We start from the raw sequence: 20,673 nt of genomic DNA, 5'->3' as shown, positions 1-20,673 counted from the left end.
ATTATTCTGCTTTTTTGATTGTTGTTTCATCAATTTGATGTTTTAATTTTTAATAACATAAACAATAAAAAGAAAATGAGAAATGACAGTACAAGCTAATGATTATTCAAAAATATATGATATTGCTGTGATTGGTGGCGGTATTAATGGCGTCGGTATTGCTAATGATGCAGCAGGCCGCGGATTATCCGTATTTTTATGTGAAAAAGACGATTTAGCTAGTCACACTTCATCTGCGAGCAGCAAATTAATTCATGGTGGTTTACGCTATTTAGAACATAAAGAATTCAGGTTGGTTAGAGAAGCTTTAGCAGAGCGTGAAGTCTTGTTGGCTAAAGCGCCTCATATTATTAAACCAATGCGTTTTATTATGCCTCATCGACCACATTTACGTCCTGCGTGGTTAATTAGAGCAGGCTTGTTTTTTTATGATCATTTAGGGAAAAGAGAAAAATTATTAGGGTCAAATCTCATTTATTTCAAAGAAGATAGCCCCTTAAAACCAGCTATAACCCGTGGTTTTGAATATTCTGACTGTACTGTGGATGATGCACGTCTTGTCATGCTAAATGCACTGCAAGCCACAGAGAGTGGCGCCAAAGTTGTAACACGGACACGATGTGTTAAGGCTTATAGACAACAAGAATTGTGGTATCTGGAATTACAAAATGGGGCTGAATTTTACCAAATACGTGCAAAAGCCTTAGTGAATGCAGCAGGCCCTTGGGTCGAAGAAATTGTTAGCGAAAACCTACAGTTAAAATCACCATATCAAGTTCGGCTTATACAAGGAAGTCATATTGTTGTGCCTAAACTGTATGATTGCCATAAAGCTTTTATTATGCAAAACGAAGATCGACGTATCGTGTTTGCCATTCCTTATTTAGAACAATACACATTAATAGGTACGACAGATCAGGAATATTTGGATGATCCACAAAAGGTAGAGATTACGGAAGTAGAAATTGATTACCTTTTAACTGTGACAAATTCTCATTTTAAAAAGCAGCTCACCCGTGCAGATATTGTAAGTCAGTTCTCGGGAGTCCGAGCGTTATGTGATGATGAGTCAGATAACCCTTCGGCAGTGACTCGTGACTATACTGTGGCGTTGCAAGTGGAAGATAAAACCACTCCCTTGCTGTCCGTATTTGGTGGAAAGATTACGACCTACCGGAAATTAGCGGAATCAGCTCTGGAACAACTTAGCCCATTTTTCATAGAAATGGGAGAGGAGTGGACTGCAAATGAAGTATTACCTGGTGCAGAGAATTGGACCACACTTGAAGATTTAGTTATAAGGATTCAAAACCAAGTGGAAGGGGTAACTGAGCAGCTTGCTACGCGCTGGGCAAATGCGTATGGCTCTAGAGTTTGGAATATTTTGCATGAGCAAAAAACTCTTGAGCAGTTAGGACAAGATTTTGGTCATGGTTTATTTGAATCTGAAGTTCAGTATTTATGTGAAAATGAATGGGCAAATACGGCAGAAGATATATTGTGGCGTAGAACTAAGCTAGGTTTGGCATTTGATGAAAAACAAGTAAAAAATTTGGAAAGCTATTTGGCTGGACGTCGACAAAAAGATGATGCCGCATAATAAAAAAGGCCGCACATGGCGACCTTTTTTATATTTAGCAATTAGAAGCCAGTTTTTACAGCTTCAAGTAAAGCTGTTTGACGTTCTTTTAATGCTTTTGGTAAGCGTTCACCAAGTTTATTGAATAATTCAGTGTGGCTTTCAATTTCAGTAACCCACTGATCTTTATTTTGAGCTGTGATAAGGTCAAATTCTTCTTTAGAGAAATCAGTACCTTCCCAGTTCAAGTCATCGTAAGTTGGAACAAGACCAATTGGTGTTTCAACAGCGTTTGCACGACCTTCACAACGGTCAATGATCCACTCAAGAACACGCATGTTTTGACCGAAACCAGGCCATACGAAGTTGCCTTCAGCATCACGACGGAACCAGTTTACGTTGAAGATTTTTGGTAATTTATTACCAGCAGCTTCAGCTTTTGTACTTACTTCTTCACCAAGGCTTAACCAGTGATCGAAGTAGTCAGCCATGTTGTAGCCAGCAAATGGAAGCATCGCGAATGGGTCACGACGAACGATACCTTGTTGACCAACAGCAGCAGCAGTGGTTTCTGAACCCATAGTTGCAGCTTTATAAACGCCATCAACCCAATCAAAAGCTTCAGATACTAAAGGAACCGTATCTGCACGGCGACCACCGAAGATAAATGCAGAAATCGGAACGCCTGCTGGATTTTCCCAGTCAGCATCAATAGAAGGGCATTGACCAGCAGCAACAGTGAAGCGTGCATTTGGATGAGCAGCTTTTTCACCATTTACGTGAGGTTGACCTTTCCAGTTAGTTAAGTTAGTTGGAACTTCTTTAGAAAGACCTTCCCACCATACTTGACCATCATTAGTTACCGCAACGTTTGTATAGATAACATCTTTGTGAAGAGTTGCCATACAGTTAGGGTTAGTTTTGGTATTTGTACCAGGAGCAACACCAAAGAAACCAGCTTCTGGATTGATTGCGTATAGACGACCATCTTCACCTGGTTTGATCCAAGCAATATCGTCACCTACAGTCTCAATTTTCCAGCCTTCATAGCCTGCTGGTGGAATTAGCATTGCAAAGTTTGTTTTACCACATGCAGATGGGAATGCTGCAGCGATATAGTGTTTTTCACCTTGTGGATTAGTTACACCAAGAATAAGCATATGTTCAGCTAACCAACCTTGTTCGCGTCCCATAACAGAAGCGATACGAAGTGCTAAACATTTTTTACCAAGTAATGCGTTACCGCCATAACCAGAACCGTAAGACCAGATTTCACGAGTTTCTGGGTAATGAACGATGTATTTTTCAGGGTTACAAGGCCATGCAACGTCTTTTTGCCCTTCAGTGAGTGGAGCACCTACGGTATGAATACAAGGAATAAATTCGCCGTCTGTACCTAACACGTCGTAAACTGCTTTACCCATACGTGCCATTTTGCGCATGCTAACAGCAACGTAAGGAGAGTCAGTTAACTCAATGCCGATATGAGCAATATGGCTTCCAAGTGGACCCATAGAGAAAGGCACAACGTACATTGTACGACCTTCCATTGACCCTTCAAACAAACCATTTAACTTTTCACGCATAACAGCTGGTTCTTCCCAGTTGTTTGTCGCGCCAGCATCTTCTTTCTTTTGAGAGCAAATGTAGGTACGATCTTCAACACGTGCAACATCAGATGGATCAGAATTTGCAAGATAAGAACCAGGATGTTTTTCTTGGTTTAATTTCTGCATGGTGCCGTTAGCGATCATCAAGTCGATTAGACGTTGATACTCTTCTTCGCTTCCGTCACACCATTCGATTTTTGCTGGTTTGGTTAAGTTTGCAATTTCTTCAACCCATGCGATAAGCTTAGGATGACGAACGAATTCTGGTGCGTTCACTGTGGTCATGGTGAGGCCTATTCAAAATATGTACAACAATGTACAAGTCATTCATTGAGGTACAATGAAAGATCAAATAAAAAAGTGGCTGTATTAAAGCATAAAATCATAAAAAAAATAAGACTAAAGAATAAGAAATAGATATTTTAGTTTTTAATTTTTCTTTATTAAAATCAATGGTTTATTGTTTTTTAGGGTATTTTATTCTTTACATTTTTATGTTGTATGTGTGTTATTTATATTATTTATTTATTTTAAAATCAATGACTTGATGTTTAAATTTTTCTTGAGAATTATTATTGATTAAACAAATGATCATCATTCGAAATTTACATAAAGAGACTTTTATTAGGCGATTTTCTATACAAAATATAGGGTAAATCCTCTCTAAGATAATAAAAATGCGGACTTTAAAACCTCTCTCTATCATCTATAACCAGAAATCGGGTTTTCATGCTTCAAAACATGAAGATATGTATGAACAATTAATGACTGTACTTACCGAATTTGGTTTTGAAATACAAGTTTTTGAATTAGCAGAGGAAGTCACCTTTGATGATTTGATGAATAAAGTCATCCATCGGCATAGTCAAAGTGCAAATTTAGGCGTTGTTGTTGCAGCTGGTGGGGATGGGACGTTAAATGCAGTTGCATCAAAACTCAGACATACTAATATCCCGATGGGAATTTTACCTTTAGGGACTTTTAACTATGTCGCTAAAGTTTTAGATATTCCTTTAGATGTGTTAGAAGCGGCTGAAGTTATCGCTACAGGTACACCTAGATCAGTACATGTGGCAGCAATTAATGATCATATTTATTTGAATAATGCGAGCTTAGGTCTTTATCCATTATTTATAAAAAAACGCGAGCTTTATAATCAATATTTAGGAAGATTACCCTTACATGCATACACATCTGCTTTGGATGTTTTATTAAGAGAAAATAAATCCATGAAACTCTCCGTCACAGTTGATGGAAATAAATATCCAGTTAAAACACCACTAATTTTCTTTGGTAATAATCAATTGCAACTATGTGATATGAAATTAAGAATTGCTGATTGTGCTGCACAGGGGAGAGTTGCTGGAGTGGTCATTACAAAAAGTGATAGGCTTAGTTTATTACACATGTTATGGCAATGGATTCAGGGCAAAGTTGAAGATGCACAAGATGTATATAGCTTTTGTGCAGATCATGTTGTTGTAGATTGTGCAAAAAAATCTAAACTCACAGTTGCATTGGATGGTGAAATAATAGAGATGAAAACACCTTTAAATTTCACTGTAGAGAAGAATGCTTTAAATATTATGGTGCCAAATGTTATTACATCTGTCTGATTTACACTTTGGGACAGAAAAAGAAGAGTGTTTAGATGCAATAAAAAGTTTCTGTATTCAGCAACAGCCTGAAGTTATTGTGGTGAGCGGTGATATTACTCAACGTGCTCGATATGAACAATTCTTTAAATGCCGACAGTTTTTAGATAGCCTTAATATTCCTTATCTTATTGTACCGGGGAATCACGATATTCCTTTGTATCATGTCTGGAACCGGTTTTTTTCTCCGTTTACCCGATATCAGTATTTTTTTGGTCAGCTTGAGCCTACATTAGAAACTGAGCATTTTTATATTGTTGGCGTAAATAGTATACGCCGCCGTTATCATACTCGTGGTCATATTTCGATTGAGCAAATTCAGAATACATATGAACGGCTAGAACAAGGACCAGCTCATAAATTTAAGTTAGTTGTTTTTCATCAGCCTTTTTATAATCCACCTGATGACGAGCACGGTATTAAAGATTGCCCCGTATTAGGGAAAATGGCTTTAGAAAAATGGAGTACAACAGGGCTATTTGGGATGTTACATGGGCATCTGCATAAAACGGCTGTATATGATTTAACACAGATTTATCATCTCGAAATAGATCATCCTATTTATGATATTCATGCAGGAACAGCGACATCTAGCCGTTTGCATTATCATGTTCCGAATAGTTTTAATGTCATTTCAAATGAAGGGAAAGTTGATCATTATTGGTTTAATTATGATTTAAAGATTTTTCAATTAATTTAATTTATAAAAATTATATAAGACACTTAATTTAAGAGTAGATTGATAAAATTTTATCCATTACAATTCCTAAGCTTTAAATTCTATATATGGGGAATAGAAAAACATTCTAAATGTTTTATCATTTTAAAATAATATTAATGGATACATAAAAATTTTTAACTATATAAAAAGCCGCGATTTTTAAGCAGCTATAATAAAGGGTTTAGTATTTTATGGAATTTAATAATATTTTATAAAAATGAGTTCTATTTTACTTAATATTTTAGAAAAACTTAATAATTATTTAAAATTTCATGGTGGAAAAATGGTACAAGTATCATTAATGGCAAATAACGCTTCAAAAAATAATACAGTTGATATTCATATAGGCCAGACAAAAAATATTGTAATAGATCCCCAAACAATCGCAAAATTAGATATAAGTCCAGACAAAATTTCCTCAATAACAAGAGAGGGAAATAAAGCAATTATTCATCTAAAAGATGGAACTGAAATTGTTTTAGAAAACTTTTTTATCAGCGAAAACCCACAAATTCTTTTAAATGAAGGGCAGAGTTATTGGACTGCCAATTTGGGTGAAGATGCCACAGGGCAAACTACAGTTAATTATCTAGAATTAAAAGATGCACCAAAATTTATAGATGCTTCATCTTCTGTACCTATCTGGTCTGGGGTGGTCAGTGCTTTAGCGGGTGCAGGAACAATTGCTTTATTGTCGCGGAAAGATCCTAAAGATACGACCCCTCCTGAGTCAGGTAATTTGATTCTCAAAAATCTTTTGGACTCAGGTGCCTCAACAACGGACCAGATCACTCAAGATAAAAACTTCAATTTAAAGATTGAGGGACAAGAAAGTGGTAGTAGAGTAACGTATTTAGTTTCTACTGACGAAGGAAAGACTTGGCAGGAAACAACAGTAACTCAAAAGGATTTAGCTGACGGAAGTTATCTTTATAAAGCTGTAGTGACAGATCGAGCTGGAAATGCATCTGAAACCGCTATACAAAAAGTAGTGGTGGATACAGCTGCGCCAAAAGCAGGTGAACTGGCTTTATCTGATTTGAGCGATACAGGCGTTTCAACAACGGATCAAATTACACAAGATAAAACTTTTGATTTAAAGATTAATGGACAAGAAATAAATAGCCAAATCACTTACTGGTTATCGAAAGATGAAGGAAAGACTTGGCAGGAAACAACAGTAGCTCAAAAAGATTTAGCTGATGGTACTTATCAATATAAAGCTGTAGTCACAGATGTTGCAGGTAATACATCCGAAACTGCTGTACAAAAGGTGGTTGTAGATACAACAGCACCTCAAGCAGGTGAACTAACTTTATCTGATTTGAGCGATACAGGTGTTTCGGCAACTGACCAGATTACACAAGATAATAGTTTTACTTTGAAGTTGTCCCAACCGATTGTGATCGGAGAACAAGCAGCTTTACTAGATCATTATGAAATTTCTAAAGATGACGGAAAAACTTGGCAAACTACCACGGCAGATCAAAAAGATTTAGCTGATGGTGTTTACCAATATAAAGCTGTGGTGACGGATCTTGCAGGCAACACGTCAGAAACCGCTGTGCAAAAAGTCGTTATTGATACAGCAGCACCTCAAGCAGGTGAACTGACTTTCTCTGATTTGGCTGATACAGGTATTTCGGCAACTGACCAGATTACACAAGATAATAGTTTTACTTTGAAGTTGGCCCAACCGGTTGTTATCGGCGAACAAGCAGCTTTACTAGATCATTATGAAATTTCTAAAGATGATGGAAAAACTTGGCAAATTACCACGGCAGATCAAAAAGATTTAGCTGATGGTGTTTACCAATACAAAGCTGTGGTGACAGATCTTGCAGGCAATACATCAGAAACTGCTGTGCAAAAAGTGATGGTAGATAATTCTTTAAATATTCAAGAAAGTACAGTAACTGTTAAACCAATTACTGTAGATAATAAGATAAGTCTAGTTGAAAAAGATCAGATTATTTCGATAAAACTGGAAATCGATAATCTACCAACAGATTTAAACAGCGCGCTAACTACGGTAAATACTACCTTAAATGATGTTCTTTATAACTTTTATTTTGATGAAGTAACCCAAGAATGGGTTGCCGAAATTCCAGCAGATCTTCTGTGGTCAGAACAGTTGGAAACTAATATATCAGTTGATATTAGTCTTACTGACCAAGCTGGCAATACAGCGATTATTCAACAGGTACATAGTTATAGTGTAGATCATACTCCGAATTCGCCAATACTAGATTCTCTAACTTTCAACAATCTAGATGGAGCTATCATTTCAGGTAGTGCTTATAAAGGAAGCAAGATTGATATCTACAATAAAAATGGTGATTGGCTTGCAAGTACAATAACTAATGATGAGGGTAAATTTACTCTACAAGACCTTTCAATTAGTTCAAATCAAGAAGTTTATGCCGTCGCTACTTATAATGGATACAGCAGTGAACACTCATCAATTGGTCTAGTTACTGAAGTTCCAGCTCTTAGTATTCTACGAATTAGTCCAGAAGGTGTAATCATCGGCTATGCGACTGAAGGCAGTCACTTTATTGTAAAAGATCAAGATGGAAATATTCTACAAGAGTTTAATTCGATTGCATTTGATAACTCTGGTATTACTCCATTTAGTGTAATGGCATTAGGTGAAGTAAGACCATTTACTTTGTCTCTCGATCAGCCTTTAGAGGAAGGGACTCATATTATTATCTCTACAGATAAAGATAATATTTCAGGCCATCCGCAATATATTACAGCAGACTATACCCCAGCAGTATTTTTAGAAACTCCACAATTTGATGTAAGTGGTGAAACTTTATCAGTACATGTTAATGAACCTAACAGCTTTATTCTTGTATTTTCCGGAACAGGAAATCTAATCGCTAACGGTGTTACAGATGAGCAAGGTTTTGCAAGCTTATCTGTATTCCAATTTTTAAAAGAAGGCGAATCGGTTACCGTACAAGTAGTAGATAAAAATCAGAATATTAGTGAAGCTCTAATCGAGGTTCCAAACTTTGCTTATATTCCACATGTTGAACGTATTACACAAGAAGGTTTAATTTCTGGGGTTGCTGAAGATAATAGTACGGTAATTGTGCGTGATGCTGAGGGTAATGAATTAGGAAAAGTTACATTAGGTGATGACAATAGTGGGAGTGACTTTAGTCATTTTAGCTTGAGTGTAAACCGTCCTTTAATTGATGGAGAGCAGATTTCCGTTCAAATTGTTGATAATAAAGGTTTGATGAGCCCCGAGCAGAATATTATTGTAGATCTGACTCCTCCACCTGTTCCAACAGATTTAAATTTCAATGATGTTGGTGATCTAGTTTATGGTCATGCAGAACCTTTCTCTGAAATTTTGGTTAAAGATGGACAAGGAAACATTCTTAATAAATGGTTTTGGAATAACTGGACCGACGAGAGTGGAAGTTTCTCAATAGAATTAGGTATGTTTTTAACCAATGCTGAGACAGTTTATGTCACGGCTACAGATGTAAATGGAAATGTAAGTTTAGCTGCTCAGATACAGGCGCCTAACTATGCTTTTGCCCCATATGTAGATAGCTTTACTTCAGACGGAGTGATAAGTGGGCAAGCTGAAAATAATAGTACTCTCATTGTTAAAGATGCCCAAGGTGAAGTCGTAGCTGAAATTAAAGTCGGTGAAGATAATGGCTGGAATGGATCGATTTATTTCAGTCTCCAACTTGACCGTTCTCTTGTTGACGGTGAGCAGTTGTTCTTATCAATTACAGATGCTCGTGGGCAAGTAAGCACTGATACTGTAATTACCGCTGATACGGTTGCTCCTACAGCAGCCAGCAATTTAGTTTTCTCAGAAGACGGTTCATATTTGACAGGTCTAGCAGAACTGAATACTACGATTCAGGTTTTTGATCAAAATGGTCAGCTCGTGAATATATGGAATAACAGCATAAATTCGGACGGTACATTTACTATTTTCTTAGGTAGCAACAATTTACATGGAGAGGCATTCACGGTCACCGTTAAAGACCAAGCTGGAAATGTGAGTGAAGCTGTTTCAATAAAAGCCCCACTTGATGATATTGCGCCGAATCCGATTAAAAATATTTTACTTGATGCAAACGGTCAAAACTTTACAGCACAAGCAGAAGCAAATAGTCAGATCGAAGTTTTTGACTCATTGGGTAATCAGACAGGTTGGGGCTCTACGGATAGTGTTGGTAATGCCTCTGGTTTTTTCAATCAAACCTATTTACATGGTGAGGAACTTACTTTTGTTGTCATAGATCGAGTAGGTAACCGCAGTGTCGAATTTAAGCAAAATGCTTTAATTGATACCATTGCACCAAATCCGATTGAAAATATCATCTTCAACGAAGATGGCCAAAGCTTTACAGCTCACGCAGAAGCTGGAAGCTCTATTGATGTATTAGATCAGGCTGGAAATAAGATTGCTTCTGGCTATGCGGATAGCTCAGGTAATGTATTTGGTTATTTCCCGCAAGTTTACTTACACGGCGAGGAACTTACTTTTATCGTGATAGATCGAGCGGGTAACCGCAGTGCAGAGGTCAAGCAGAATGCTTTGAATGATGATATTGCGCCAAATCCGATTGAAAATATTGTATTTGATATCAATGGTCAGAACTTTACAGCTTTGGCCGAAGCAAATAGCCAAATTGAAATTAAAAATACCAATGGCGACATTATAGGTTATGGATCAGCAGATAGTACAGGCAATGTTTTTGGTCACTTGTATCAGGTCTATTTACATGGAGAAGAATTAACTTTCATCGTTGTAGATCGAGCGGGTAACCGTAGTACAGAAGTTAAACAGAATGCTTTGATTGATGATATTGCACCAAATCCGATTGAAAATATTGTACTTGACTCAAACGGTCAAAACTTTACGGCGCAAGCAGAAGCAAATACTCAAGTTGAAGTTAGAAATGCTGCTGGTGAGGTCTTAGGTTCAGGTTATGTAGATGGTGCTGGTAATGTCTCAGGTTATTTGAATCAGATTTATTTAAAAGGTGAGGAACTCACTTTTATTGTAATTGACCGAGCGGGTAATCGCAGTACTGAGGTTAAGCAAAATGCTTTAACTGATGATGTTGTACCAAATTCGATTGAAAATATTGTATTTGATATCAATGGACACAACTTTACAGCTCAGGCAGAAGCAAACACTCAGATTGAAATCAAAAATGCTGCTGGTGAAGTCATAGGGTATGGTTCAACCGATAGCATGGGTAATGTTTCAGGCTACTTATATCAGGTTCATTTACATGGAGAAGAAATTACTTTTGTTGTAATTGACCGAGCTGGTAACCGCAGTGCAGAGGTTAAACAAAATGCTTTAAATGATGACATTGCTCCGAATGTGATTGAAAACATCATTTTCAATGAAAATGGTCAAAACTTTACAGCGCAAGCAGAAGCAAATAGCCAAGTTGAAGTTAAAAATGCTGCGGGTGAGGTTGTAGGTTCAGGTTATGTAGATAGTGCTGGTAATGTCTCAGGATACTTGAATCAAATTTACTTAAAAGGTGAGGAACTTACTTTTGTTGTGATTGATCAAGCTGGTAATCGCAGTGTTGAAGTAAAACAAACAGCCTTTCTTGATAATACTGCACCAGAAAATGCGACTAATTTAGTATTTAGTGAAGATGGCTCATATCTAACTGGTATGGCTGAGCCAAATGCTACGATTCAAATATTTGATCAGAATGGTCAATTGGTAAATCAGTGGAATAATAATGTTAATTGGGATGGAACATTTAACATCTCTTTAGACAGTAACTACTTGCATGGAGAAGAATTTAAAGTAGTTGTAGTAGATCGGGCGGGTAATTTGAGTGGTGGGGTTACTGTAAAAGCACCGCTTGATGATATTGCTCCTGTAGCTGCAAGTGATCTGGTCTTTAATGAAGATGGTTCATCTCTTTCTGGTGTAGCTGAGCCAAATACCTTCATCCAGATTTTTGACCAAAATGGCCAACAGGTGAATACGTGGAGCCATAGCGTAAACGCTGATGGTACATTCACTTTTTCTTTCGGTACTTACAATTTACATGGTGAAGAATTTACAGTCACGGTTAAAGATCGAGCTGGAAATGTGAGTGAAGCTGTTTCAGTTAAGGCTCCACTTGATGATATTGCGCCAACCGCAATTACAAATATTATATTTGATGCGGACGGTCAAAGCTTTACGGCAAAAGCAGAAGCAAATAGTCAGATTGAAGTTTTTGACTCATTGGGTAATCAGAGAGGTTGGGGAGTTACAGATAATGCTGGTAACGTCTCTGGCTCTTTCAATCAAATTTATTTACATGGAGAAGAACTTACTTTTGTTGTCATAGATCGAATGGATAACCGTAGTGTTGAATTTAAGTTAAATGCTTTGATGGATACTATTGGACCGAATCCGATTGAAAATATTATATTTGGCATAGATGGTCAAAGCTTTACGGCACAAGCAGAGGCAAATAGTTTTATTAGTGCCAAAAATGCTGCGGGTGAGTTTGTCGGTTATGGTGATGTCGATAGTACTGGTAATGTGACAGGTCACTTCAGCCAAGTTTATTTAAAAGGTGAGGAACTCACTTTTATCGTTATAGATAGAGCAGGTAATCAAAGTATTGAATTTAAGCAAAATGCTTTGACTGATGATGTTGCACCGAATCCGATTGAAAATATTGTCTTGAATGAAAACGGTCAAAACTTTACAGCGCAAGCGCAAGCAGATAATAGAATCGAAGTTAAAAATGCTGCGGGTGAAGTGATAGGTTCTGGTTATGTAGACATTACTGGTAATGTTTCAGGTTATTTTAATCAAGTCTATTTACATGGAGAGGAGCTTTCTTTTGTCGTCGTAGATCTCGCTGGTAATCGCAGTATAGAGGTCAAGCAAAATACTTTGATTGATGATATTGCACCAAATCTGATTGAAAATATTGTCTTGAATGAAAACGGCCAAAACTTTACGGCACAAGCAGAAGTAAATACTCGGATTGAAGTCAAAAATGCTGCGGGTGAGGTTGTAGGTTATGGTTATGTAGATGGTATTGGTAATGTGTCAGGTTATTTTAATCAAGTTTATTTACATGGTGAAGAACTCACTTTTATTGTAATAGATCGAGCGAGTAACCGAAGTATCGAAGTTAAGCAAAATGCTTTAACTGATGATGTCGCACCGCCAGCTGCTGTAAATATTACGTTAACGTCAGACGGATTACTTTTTGGCGAGGTTGAGCCAAATGTAACTGTTGAAATTATTGATCAATATGGTGCAATTATCGCAACAACTAATGGTGGGTATGATGGAACGTTTAATCAATGGATCAATCTGAGTCAATATCAAACACAAAATTTAAGTATTTTTGTCAAAGATATTGCTGGTAACCGCAGTGAAGTTGCTCATCAGTTAGTACCTGTATTTTCGAATTCACCAATTGCTGCAATAGAGCTAAAACTGGATGTAGATGGCCATATTTTGACAGGTAAGGCAACAGCCGGAATGACGATTGTGGTTACATCTACTGATGCTCAGAGCATTAATGAGGTGTGGAACAGTGTCGTGAATGAAGATGGTAGTTTTGCTATTCAGTTAAATGACTACTATCTACAAGGACAGACATTACAAGTTCGAGTTTTTGATCAGAATATAAATCAATATAGCCCAATCACTGAAATTATTGCGCCTTTAGACAATATTGTTCCAGTGATTGATGAGGTGGTGATTAACAATAATGGTTATGGAATTACTGGACACACTGATTCAAAAGTAATCATTCAGGTAATGGATGCGGATGGGGATTTACGAGCAGAATCTCAATCGGATGAATTAGGATATTTCAATGCTAATATTTATCCACCTATATTACGTGGAGAGCAACTATTTATCACGGCAATTGATTTAGCCAAAAATATAAGTACGCCATTTAATATTACTTTTAATGCAGATGCTAATGCACCTCCATCAGCAAATCATATTGTGGTATCTGAAAATGGTTTCTTTATTGAGGGAACTGCTTCACTAAATAGTGAGGTGCATATTTTTGATGTGTATAGCAATGATATTGGTGGTGGTTTTGTAGATGAAACAGGGCACTTTAATATTCATTTATACTCACCTCAGGTGAATGGACAGACTTTACGCATTGTTGTGGAACTAAACGGCTATCAAAGCGCTTACACCGAAATTACCGCACCCATAGACATCGTCGCACCAAATGCAGCAACACAGCTTGTATTAGAAAATGGAAATATACTTTCAGGACAAGCTGAAGCATATTCAACTGTTAATATTTTTGATGCTAATAATAATCAAGTTGGCCTGACTATTGTAGGAAGTAGTGGTACTTTCTCGGTGCAATTATGGTCACAATATTGGCATGGTGAAACATTGACGGTAAAAGTAGTTGATGCCAATCAAAATGAGAGTGTAGGTACAACGGTTGTTGCTATAAATGATACAACAGCACCGAATGTAGCCACACAACTTGCCATAAATGGATGGGGAGAGCTCGCGGGACATGCAGAAAGTAAGGCTACTCTTGAAGTTACATATCATTTTGCTGATCAAGAACCTTTTGTAACAAATACTACGGTCATGGCAGATGGCACTTTCTCTACTTATATGTATGAGAATGCGACATCATTTGATATTACTGTTATTGATCGTGCAGGAAATCGTAGTGAAACTATCAGCAAAGCGATTAATGATTTACCTAAGATCACGGTTGATCAGTTTATAGGTGATGCTACAGATAATATTTATATAGTTGATCATATAAGTGATTTTGTTCAAGAATATATTGTTGAGCCGTATTCAACATATAAAGATGTCTGGATTGATGATAGCTATACATATCCAGAATGGGTCACTGAAGGTCATTACGAACAGATATGGTTTGTTGATGGTTATTATGATTCCCAATTGGTCACAAGTGGTTATTCAACTGTACAAAATGTTTATCAAAATCAGAATGGTATGACTTATATTGATAATGGCACAGCAGATAGCGATTATAGTCGATATGAACAACAATATTATGATTTTGCGGATGGGCAATGGCAAGAAGGTTATGAATTGACCTATATACGTTCAGAAGAAGGCTGGGTTGATACTAGTCATTATGAAGACGTTTATGTTGATCTGAGTCGTTATGAAGATGTTTGGGTAGATACTAGCCACTATCAAGATGTTTTCGTAGAAAGCGGTTATTGGCAGAGTCAACTGGTTGAATCTGGCTATCGAGATCTAGATTTAGGAGGACATGATAAAATAATTAGCTCTGTGAGTTATAGTCTGGTTGGATATTCTGATTGGTCGACAGGTCTAGAAAGCGGGCGTTATGTAGAAGACTTGGAGTTGGTTGGTTCTGCTCATCTAAATGCAACAGGCAATACTTTAGATAATCTTTTAACAGGTAACTCTGGTAATAACGTTTTGAATGGGCGTGAAGGTAACGATACCTATATGACTAATGATGGTGCTGATACCATTTTGTTCCAATTGCTAAACAGCCAAGATGCGACTGGCGGGAATGGACATGATACGGTATTAGACTTTACTTTAGGTGATGTAAGAACTGATACTCAAGCAGACAAAATCGATTTAAGTGAACTATTAATTGACTATTCTAAAGATGTGAGCACATTGGCGAAATTTATTAGCGTAGAACAAGACGCTGGAAACACAACTATTAGTCTTGACCGAGATGGTGAAGGTACAATGTTTAGTAGTATTTCATTGATTACTTTGAATCATGTAAATACAACATTGGATGAATTGTTAAATAACCAACAACTTGTTGTTTAATATTGTTATTTTTATTAATAAAAGGGGCTATGAAAATAGTCCCTTTTATTTTGTGCTTTAAATTTAATAAAAACTCTTCACAACCTGTTAAAAAATGACCAAAAAAGATAAGTTTTTTTTCATTTTCCCCTTGAAGCGTTTTTTTTCATCCCCACAAAAGTGACATCTAAATATTTTGTTATTGCTCTGGATTAAGGCAATAGCAATTAATCAAAAAGACTAAGTCTGGTGGAGTTAATTATGAGCAACATTCGTCCATTACATGATCGCGTTGTAATTCGTCGCGTAGAAGAAGAAACCAAAACTGCTGGTGGTATTTTACTTCCAGGTTCTGCTGCTGAGAAACCATCGCAAGGTGAAGTCATTGCAGTAGGTAATGGTCAAATCACTGAGAATGGCGTACGTGCTTTAGATGTTAAAGTTGGTGACAAAGTATTATTTGGTACTTATGCAGGTACAACAGTGAAAGTAAGTGGTGAAGAACTCTTAATCATGAAAGAGTCAGACATTTTAGCTGTTTTGGAAGGCTAATTAATCCATAACTCAATTCATTATCAGATTCAGTATTTAAAAAGATTCGGAGTTTAATATGTCAGCTAAAGACGTAAAATTTGGTGATTCAGCTCGCTCAAAAATGATTGCAGGCGTAAACGTACTTGCAGATGCTGTTAAAGTGACTTTAGGCCCTAAAGGTCGTAACGTTGTTATTGACCGTTCTTTCGGCGCTCCCCACATCACTAAAGACGGTGTAACTGTTGCTAAAGAAATTTCATTAAAAGACAAGTTTGAAAACATGGGTGCTCAACTTGTTCGTGAAGTTTCAAGCAAAACTAACGACATCGCTGGTGACGGTACAACAACTGCAACTGTACTTGCTCAAGCAATTTTAAATGAAGGGATCAAATCTGTAACTGCAGGTATGAACCCAATGGATTTAAAACGTGGTATTGATATCGCAGTAAGAACTGTGGTTGAAAATATTCGTTTAAATTCAAAACCTGCTGATGATTTTAAAGCGATCGAACAAGTTGGTTCTATCTCTGCTAACTCTGATACTACCGTTGGTAAACTTATCGCTCAAGCGATGGAAAAAGTAGGTAAAGAAGGCGTAATCACTGTAGAAGAAGGTTCTGGCTTTGAAGACGCATTAGACGTTGTAGAAGGTATGCAGTTTGACCGTGGTTATATCTCTCCGTACTTTGCAAATAAGCAAGATACTTTAACGGCTGAGCTTGAAAACCCGTTCATTCTTCTTGTTGACAAAAAAATCGGTAACATTCGTGAATTGATTTCTGTTTTAGAAGCTGTTGCCAAAACTGGTAAACCACTTCTTATCATCGCTGAAGATGTTGAAGGCGAAGCGCTTGCTACACTTGTTGTAAACAACATGCGCGGTATTATCAAAGTATGTGCTGTTAAAGCTCCTGGTTTTGGTGATCGTCGTAAAGCAATGCTTCAAGACATCGCGATCTTGACTGGCGCAACTGTTATTTCTGAAGAAGTTGGTATGTCTTTAGAACAAGCGACTCTTCAAGATTTAGGTACTGCACACAAGATCACTGTTTCTAAAGAAAACACTGTGATTGTTGATGGTTCTGGCGATGCAGCTGCTATTGCTGAGCGTGTTCAACAAATCCGTGCTCAAATTGAAGAATCTTCTTCAGAATATGACCGTGAAAAATTACAAGAACGTGTTGCTAAATTAGCAGGCGGTGTTGCTGTAATTAAAATCGGTGCGGCAACTGAAGTTGAAATGAAAGAGAAGAAAGACCGTGTAGACGATGCACTTCATGCAACTCGCGCAGCAGTTGAAGAAGGTGTGGTTGCTGGTGGTGGTGTTGCGCTAGTACGTGCGGTAAATGCTTTAGACGGCTTAAAAGGCATTAACGAAGATCAAACAGCGGGTATCAATATTTTACGCCGTGCGATCGAAGCTCCACTTCGTCAAATCGTTTCAAATGCTGGTGATGAGCCATCTGTAGTTATCAATGCAGTTAAAGCTGGTGAAGGTAACTTCGGTTATAACGCTGCAACTGGCGAATATGGCGATATGTTAGAAATGGGTATTCTTGACCCTGCTAAAGTAACTCGTTCTGCACTTGAACACGCTGCTTCTGTAGCTGGTTTAATGTTAACTACAGAATGTATGATTACTGATATTCCAGAAGATAAAGCAGCTGTTCCAGATATGGGCGGTATGGGTGGTATGGGCGGGATGATGTGATAACGCATCAACGCTTGAACTAAAAAAAATCCCTGCTTAAGCAGGGATTTTTTTATTTTTTACGTGATTTTAAGAAATCGTTAAGTTCAATTGCTTATATTAAAAAAACAGGAACAGCAGCTAGAAGTTCCTCTTTGTTACAGCCATGCTTATTTTCTTATAAGCATGGTTTTTTTTATCCTAATAAAATGAACAGCCATGTAATGGCAGTGATAGAAAGTGCAACAAATTGAGCCGCACTTCCCATATCTTTGGCATTTTTAGAAAGCTGATGTTTTTCAAGAGAAACTCGATCAACCACTGCTTCAATAGCTGAATTGAACAGTTCAACGATCATTGCAAATAAACATACAATAATGAGTAAGACATGTTCACTGCGAGTTACATCAACAAAAAAACTGATTGGAATTAAAATAAGATTAATCAAAACAATTTGACGGAAAGCTGCCTCATTTTTATATGCTGCTTTAAATCCGGAAATAGAGTAGCCCATTGCATTTAATATACGCTTAAGACCAGTTTTGCCCTTATAAGGAGAATAGCTATTCATTTACTTATATTTCTGACACTTTTCATGCATTATACAATTTGGGTCTTAAAAAATTATTAAATCTTTTTTAAAGATTTTGACTTTATAACTGAATAGAGAAGAAGAGATGAAAAAATTATGTGTAGCTTTGGGTCTTGCATTTTGTAGCATGCATGCAACTTATGCCGAGCAAGCTCCTACCCAACAAGTACCGGGTTATTATCACCATCAATTTGGCAAATATCGTGTAACCTCTTTGCTTGATGGCACGATTTATCTGAATCCTAACTTATTTAAAAACTTAAATCAGACTCAGAAAACTAAAATATTAACTAAATATGCTGCTGTGAATGAAAAGGGGATTCAAACTTCGGTCAATGCATTTTTAGTAGATGATGGCAAAAGCTTAACGCTTGTAGACAGTGGCGCAGCAAGCTGCTTTGGTCCCCAACTTGGTTCGATTGCAAAAAATATTGAATTAGCTGGTTATCAACTGGCGAATGTAAAAACAGTATTACTCACGCATTTACACCCAGATCATGTATGCGGTATTACTCAAAATGGAAAAGCTGTATTTCCAAATGCAACCGTTTATGCACATGAACGCGAGGCTGATTATTGGTTAAATCCAGCTTCTGAAAAAACAGTACCAGCAGATAAAAAAGAAAGCTACTTAGGTACTGTGAAAAATGTAAAGACTGCTCTTGCCCCATATCAAGCAAAAAAAGCATTTAAGACATTTAAAGATGGTGATGTCATTCAAGACTTTGAAGTGATCGATACACGTGGACATACACCCGGTCATCACAGCTTCCGCTTAAAGAGTAATGATCAGCAAATCATTTTTGTTGGAGATATTGTCCACTCACATTCTTTGCAATTTGATGCTCCAAAAACTGGGGTAGATTTTGATGTGAACTCTGAGCAGGCGATTAATACACGTTTAAAAATGTTTGCTGAAATTTCAAATAAGCAGCAATGGGTTGCAGCGCCTCATTTACCATTCCCAGGCATTGGTCATGTTTATAAAGTAAATGCCGAGCAATATCAGTGGATGCCACTTTATTTCGATAATGTCGTAGAGAAATAAAAAAACAGGGCATTTATTGCCCTGTTTTTTATTAAAAACTTTGATTATTTTGCTGCTTTTTCATAATTAATAACGGCTTCACGGCCAAGCGCTGGGTCATCTGTAAAGACGCCATCAACACCTGCTTTGAAATAGGCTTCAAATTCTTTTAAAGCACCAGTTGGGCAGCGCTCAGCTGGTTTATCTTGACTGCATTTTAAAGGCGCTGGTAAGAAATTATTTTCTGGACGAAATGTATAAGGATGTACTTTTAAGCCAACAGTATGGGCATCAGAAATAAATGAGGTGGTTTGAACTGAGCCCTTGCTATTAAAGTTCAAAATATAACCTTTACTTGGTCCTACGCCGTTTGCATATTTAGCAACATCTTTTAAACCTTGTGCTGTGGCTAAATCAGCATAAGTTTTAGTTTCACCAGATTCAACGAAGTCGGCTGGTTGTGACGTCTTAGCGTCATAAAGTTGAATGATTTGTGCATGTTTAATCGTTTTATGAAGGTCGAGTTGATCTTTTAAATATTTTAAATTACTCACTTCAAAAGACTGTAAATAGACAGGTGCAATATCACGTGTATATTTATATTTGGCTAAGGTTTTAAGCAGACTATCTTCCATCGCCAGATTATGATTTTTAAAGTAAGTCGGATGTTTAGTTTCAATATATAAACCAATGATTTTTCCAGTTTTTTTATAATTCGCTTCAGCCAGCTCAATAACTTGTTCTAGAGTCGGGACAGGGTAAAGGTCATTATAAGCTGTGTTTGCTGGTCGGAATTCTGGAATACGTTCACGCGCTTTAAGTTGCTGTAATTCACTTAAAGTGAAGTCTTCCGTAAACCAGCCTGTTAAGTCTTTACCATCAATATTTTTTGTTATTTTACGGTCTGCAAACTGGCTTAAGGTACTTACATTGGTTGTGCCGCCAATCTCATTTTCATGGCGAGTAACCAATACACCATCTTTTGTGGATACTAGATCTGGTTCAATAAAATCTGCACCATCATCAATGGCTTTTTGATATGAAGCTAATGTGTGTTCTGGACGTAAAGCGCTAGCGCCACGGTGTCCTACTACTAAAATTTTAGGAAGTTGATATTCTGGCGTAGTTGGTGTGTTTTCAGTTTTATCATCGTCATTACAACCAACTAAGCTAATTAAACTTAAGCATAAAATTGCTTTTTTAAACATAATTCTACTCATATTGTTTTAGTTGAAACGGCTTTAGTCTGCTCGTTGAGTTTGACGTGATCATGAAGAATTCATGAATTTTCAGTGACACTTGTTAAAACCTTTTTTATGGGTTTGTAGGAAATGTCCATTCTGGCTTTGTTTTTGTCTTAATTGCATTTATTGTGTTAATTCTACTTGTCTTTTATATATCGCTCGTTGATGATCAAGATGCCGAATTCGGTGTTGCCACCTGTTAATTGACGACTTAATTCT

The 20,673-nt window shown here is 37.1% G+C and carries 10 protein-coding genes; 7 read left to right on the top strand and 3 right to left on the bottom strand.

The window, feature by feature from the left end; genetic code table 11:
* Positions 1 to 82: 82 nt before the first annotated feature.
* Positions 83 to 1,600 carry a glycerol-3-phosphate dehydrogenase gene (gene glpD / locus MSG66_RS15450; protein WP_262472508.1) on the top strand — a complete coding sequence of 506 codons (1,518 nt, stop codon included), beginning with the start codon at positions 83 to 85 and terminating at the stop codon, positions 1,598 to 1,600.
* Positions 1,601 to 1,641: 41 nt separating this feature from the next.
* Here the strand turns inward: glpD and MSG66_RS15445 are convergent, their stop codons facing one another.
* On the bottom strand, positions 1,642 to 3,474 hold the full coding sequence (locus MSG66_RS15445) for a phosphoenolpyruvate carboxykinase (GTP) (protein WP_042898484.1): 1,833 nt from the start codon (positions 3,472 to 3,474) through the stop codon (positions 1,642 to 1,644).
* Positions 3,475 to 3,866: 392 nt separating this feature from the next.
* Here MSG66_RS15445 and MSG66_RS15440 point away from each other — a divergent pair, with 392 nt between their 5' ends.
* The 5 genes from MSG66_RS15440 to groL all read left to right on the top strand — a co-directional run bounded on the left by MSG66_RS15440 (position 3,867) and on the right by groL (position 17,612).
* A complete protein-coding gene (locus tag MSG66_RS15440; RefSeq protein ID WP_202743092.1) occupies positions 3,867 to 4,805 on the top strand; it encodes a diacylglycerol/lipid kinase family protein in 939 nt (312 codons plus the stop codon).
* On the top strand, positions 4,786 to 5,544 hold the full coding sequence (locus MSG66_RS15435) for a metallophosphoesterase family protein (protein ID WP_324654534.1): 759 nt from the start codon (positions 4,786 to 4,788) through the stop codon (positions 5,542 to 5,544). The genes MSG66_RS15440 and MSG66_RS15435 overlap by 20 nt, the downstream gene beginning before the upstream one ends.
* Positions 5,545 to 5,848: 304 nt before the next feature.
* Complete coding sequence (blp1, locus tag MSG66_RS15430; RefSeq protein ID WP_324654533.1) at positions 5,849 to 15,388, top strand: biofilm-associated Ig-like repeat protein Blp1; 9,540 nt, start codon at positions 5,849 to 5,851, stop codon at positions 15,386 to 15,388.
* Between the two features lie 240 nt (positions 15,389 to 15,628).
* The gene (locus tag MSG66_RS15425) at positions 15,629 to 15,919 is read left to right on the top strand and encodes a co-chaperone GroES (RefSeq protein WP_002120604.1); all 291 of its coding nucleotides are present in this window, start codon (positions 15,629 to 15,631) and stop codon (positions 15,917 to 15,919) included.
* A gap of 58 nt (positions 15,920 to 15,977) precedes the next feature.
* Positions 15,978 to 17,612, top strand: coding sequence for a chaperonin GroEL (groL, locus tag MSG66_RS15420; RefSeq protein ID WP_042898487.1), 1,635 nt, complete (start codon positions 15,978 to 15,980; stop codon positions 17,610 to 17,612).
* 175 nt (positions 17,613 to 17,787) lie between these two features.
* On the opposite strand, the gene MSG66_RS15415 is transcribed toward groL, so the two are convergent.
* Positions 17,788 to 18,162 carry a diacylglycerol kinase gene (locus MSG66_RS15415; protein WP_202743090.1) on the bottom strand — a complete coding sequence of 125 codons (375 nt, stop codon included), beginning with the start codon at positions 18,160 to 18,162 and terminating at the stop codon, positions 17,788 to 17,790.
* A 106-nt stretch (positions 18,163 to 18,268) separates the two neighbouring features.
* Here MSG66_RS15415 and MSG66_RS15410 point away from each other — a divergent pair, with 106 nt between their 5' ends.
* Positions 18,269 to 19,231 (top strand): MBL fold metallo-hydrolase, encoded by a 963-nt coding sequence (locus tag MSG66_RS15410; protein WP_324654532.1) that lies wholly within the window; start codon positions 18,269 to 18,271, stop codon positions 19,229 to 19,231.
* 44 nt (positions 19,232 to 19,275) lie between these two features.
* On the opposite strand, the gene MSG66_RS15405 is transcribed toward MSG66_RS15410, so the two are convergent.
* Positions 19,276 to 20,418, bottom strand: a complete 1,143-nt coding sequence (locus MSG66_RS15405; protein WP_324654531.1) for a glycerophosphodiester phosphodiesterase — start codon at positions 20,416 to 20,418, stop codon at positions 19,276 to 19,278.
* Positions 20,419 to 20,673 lie beyond the last annotated feature (255 nt).

This window comes from Acinetobacter sp. IK31 (assembly GCF_035615195.1).
GTDB lineage: Bacteria > Pseudomonadota > Gammaproteobacteria > Pseudomonadales > Moraxellaceae > Acinetobacter > Acinetobacter calcoaceticus_C.
This window is presented reverse-complemented; position numbering and strand designations above follow the sequence as displayed.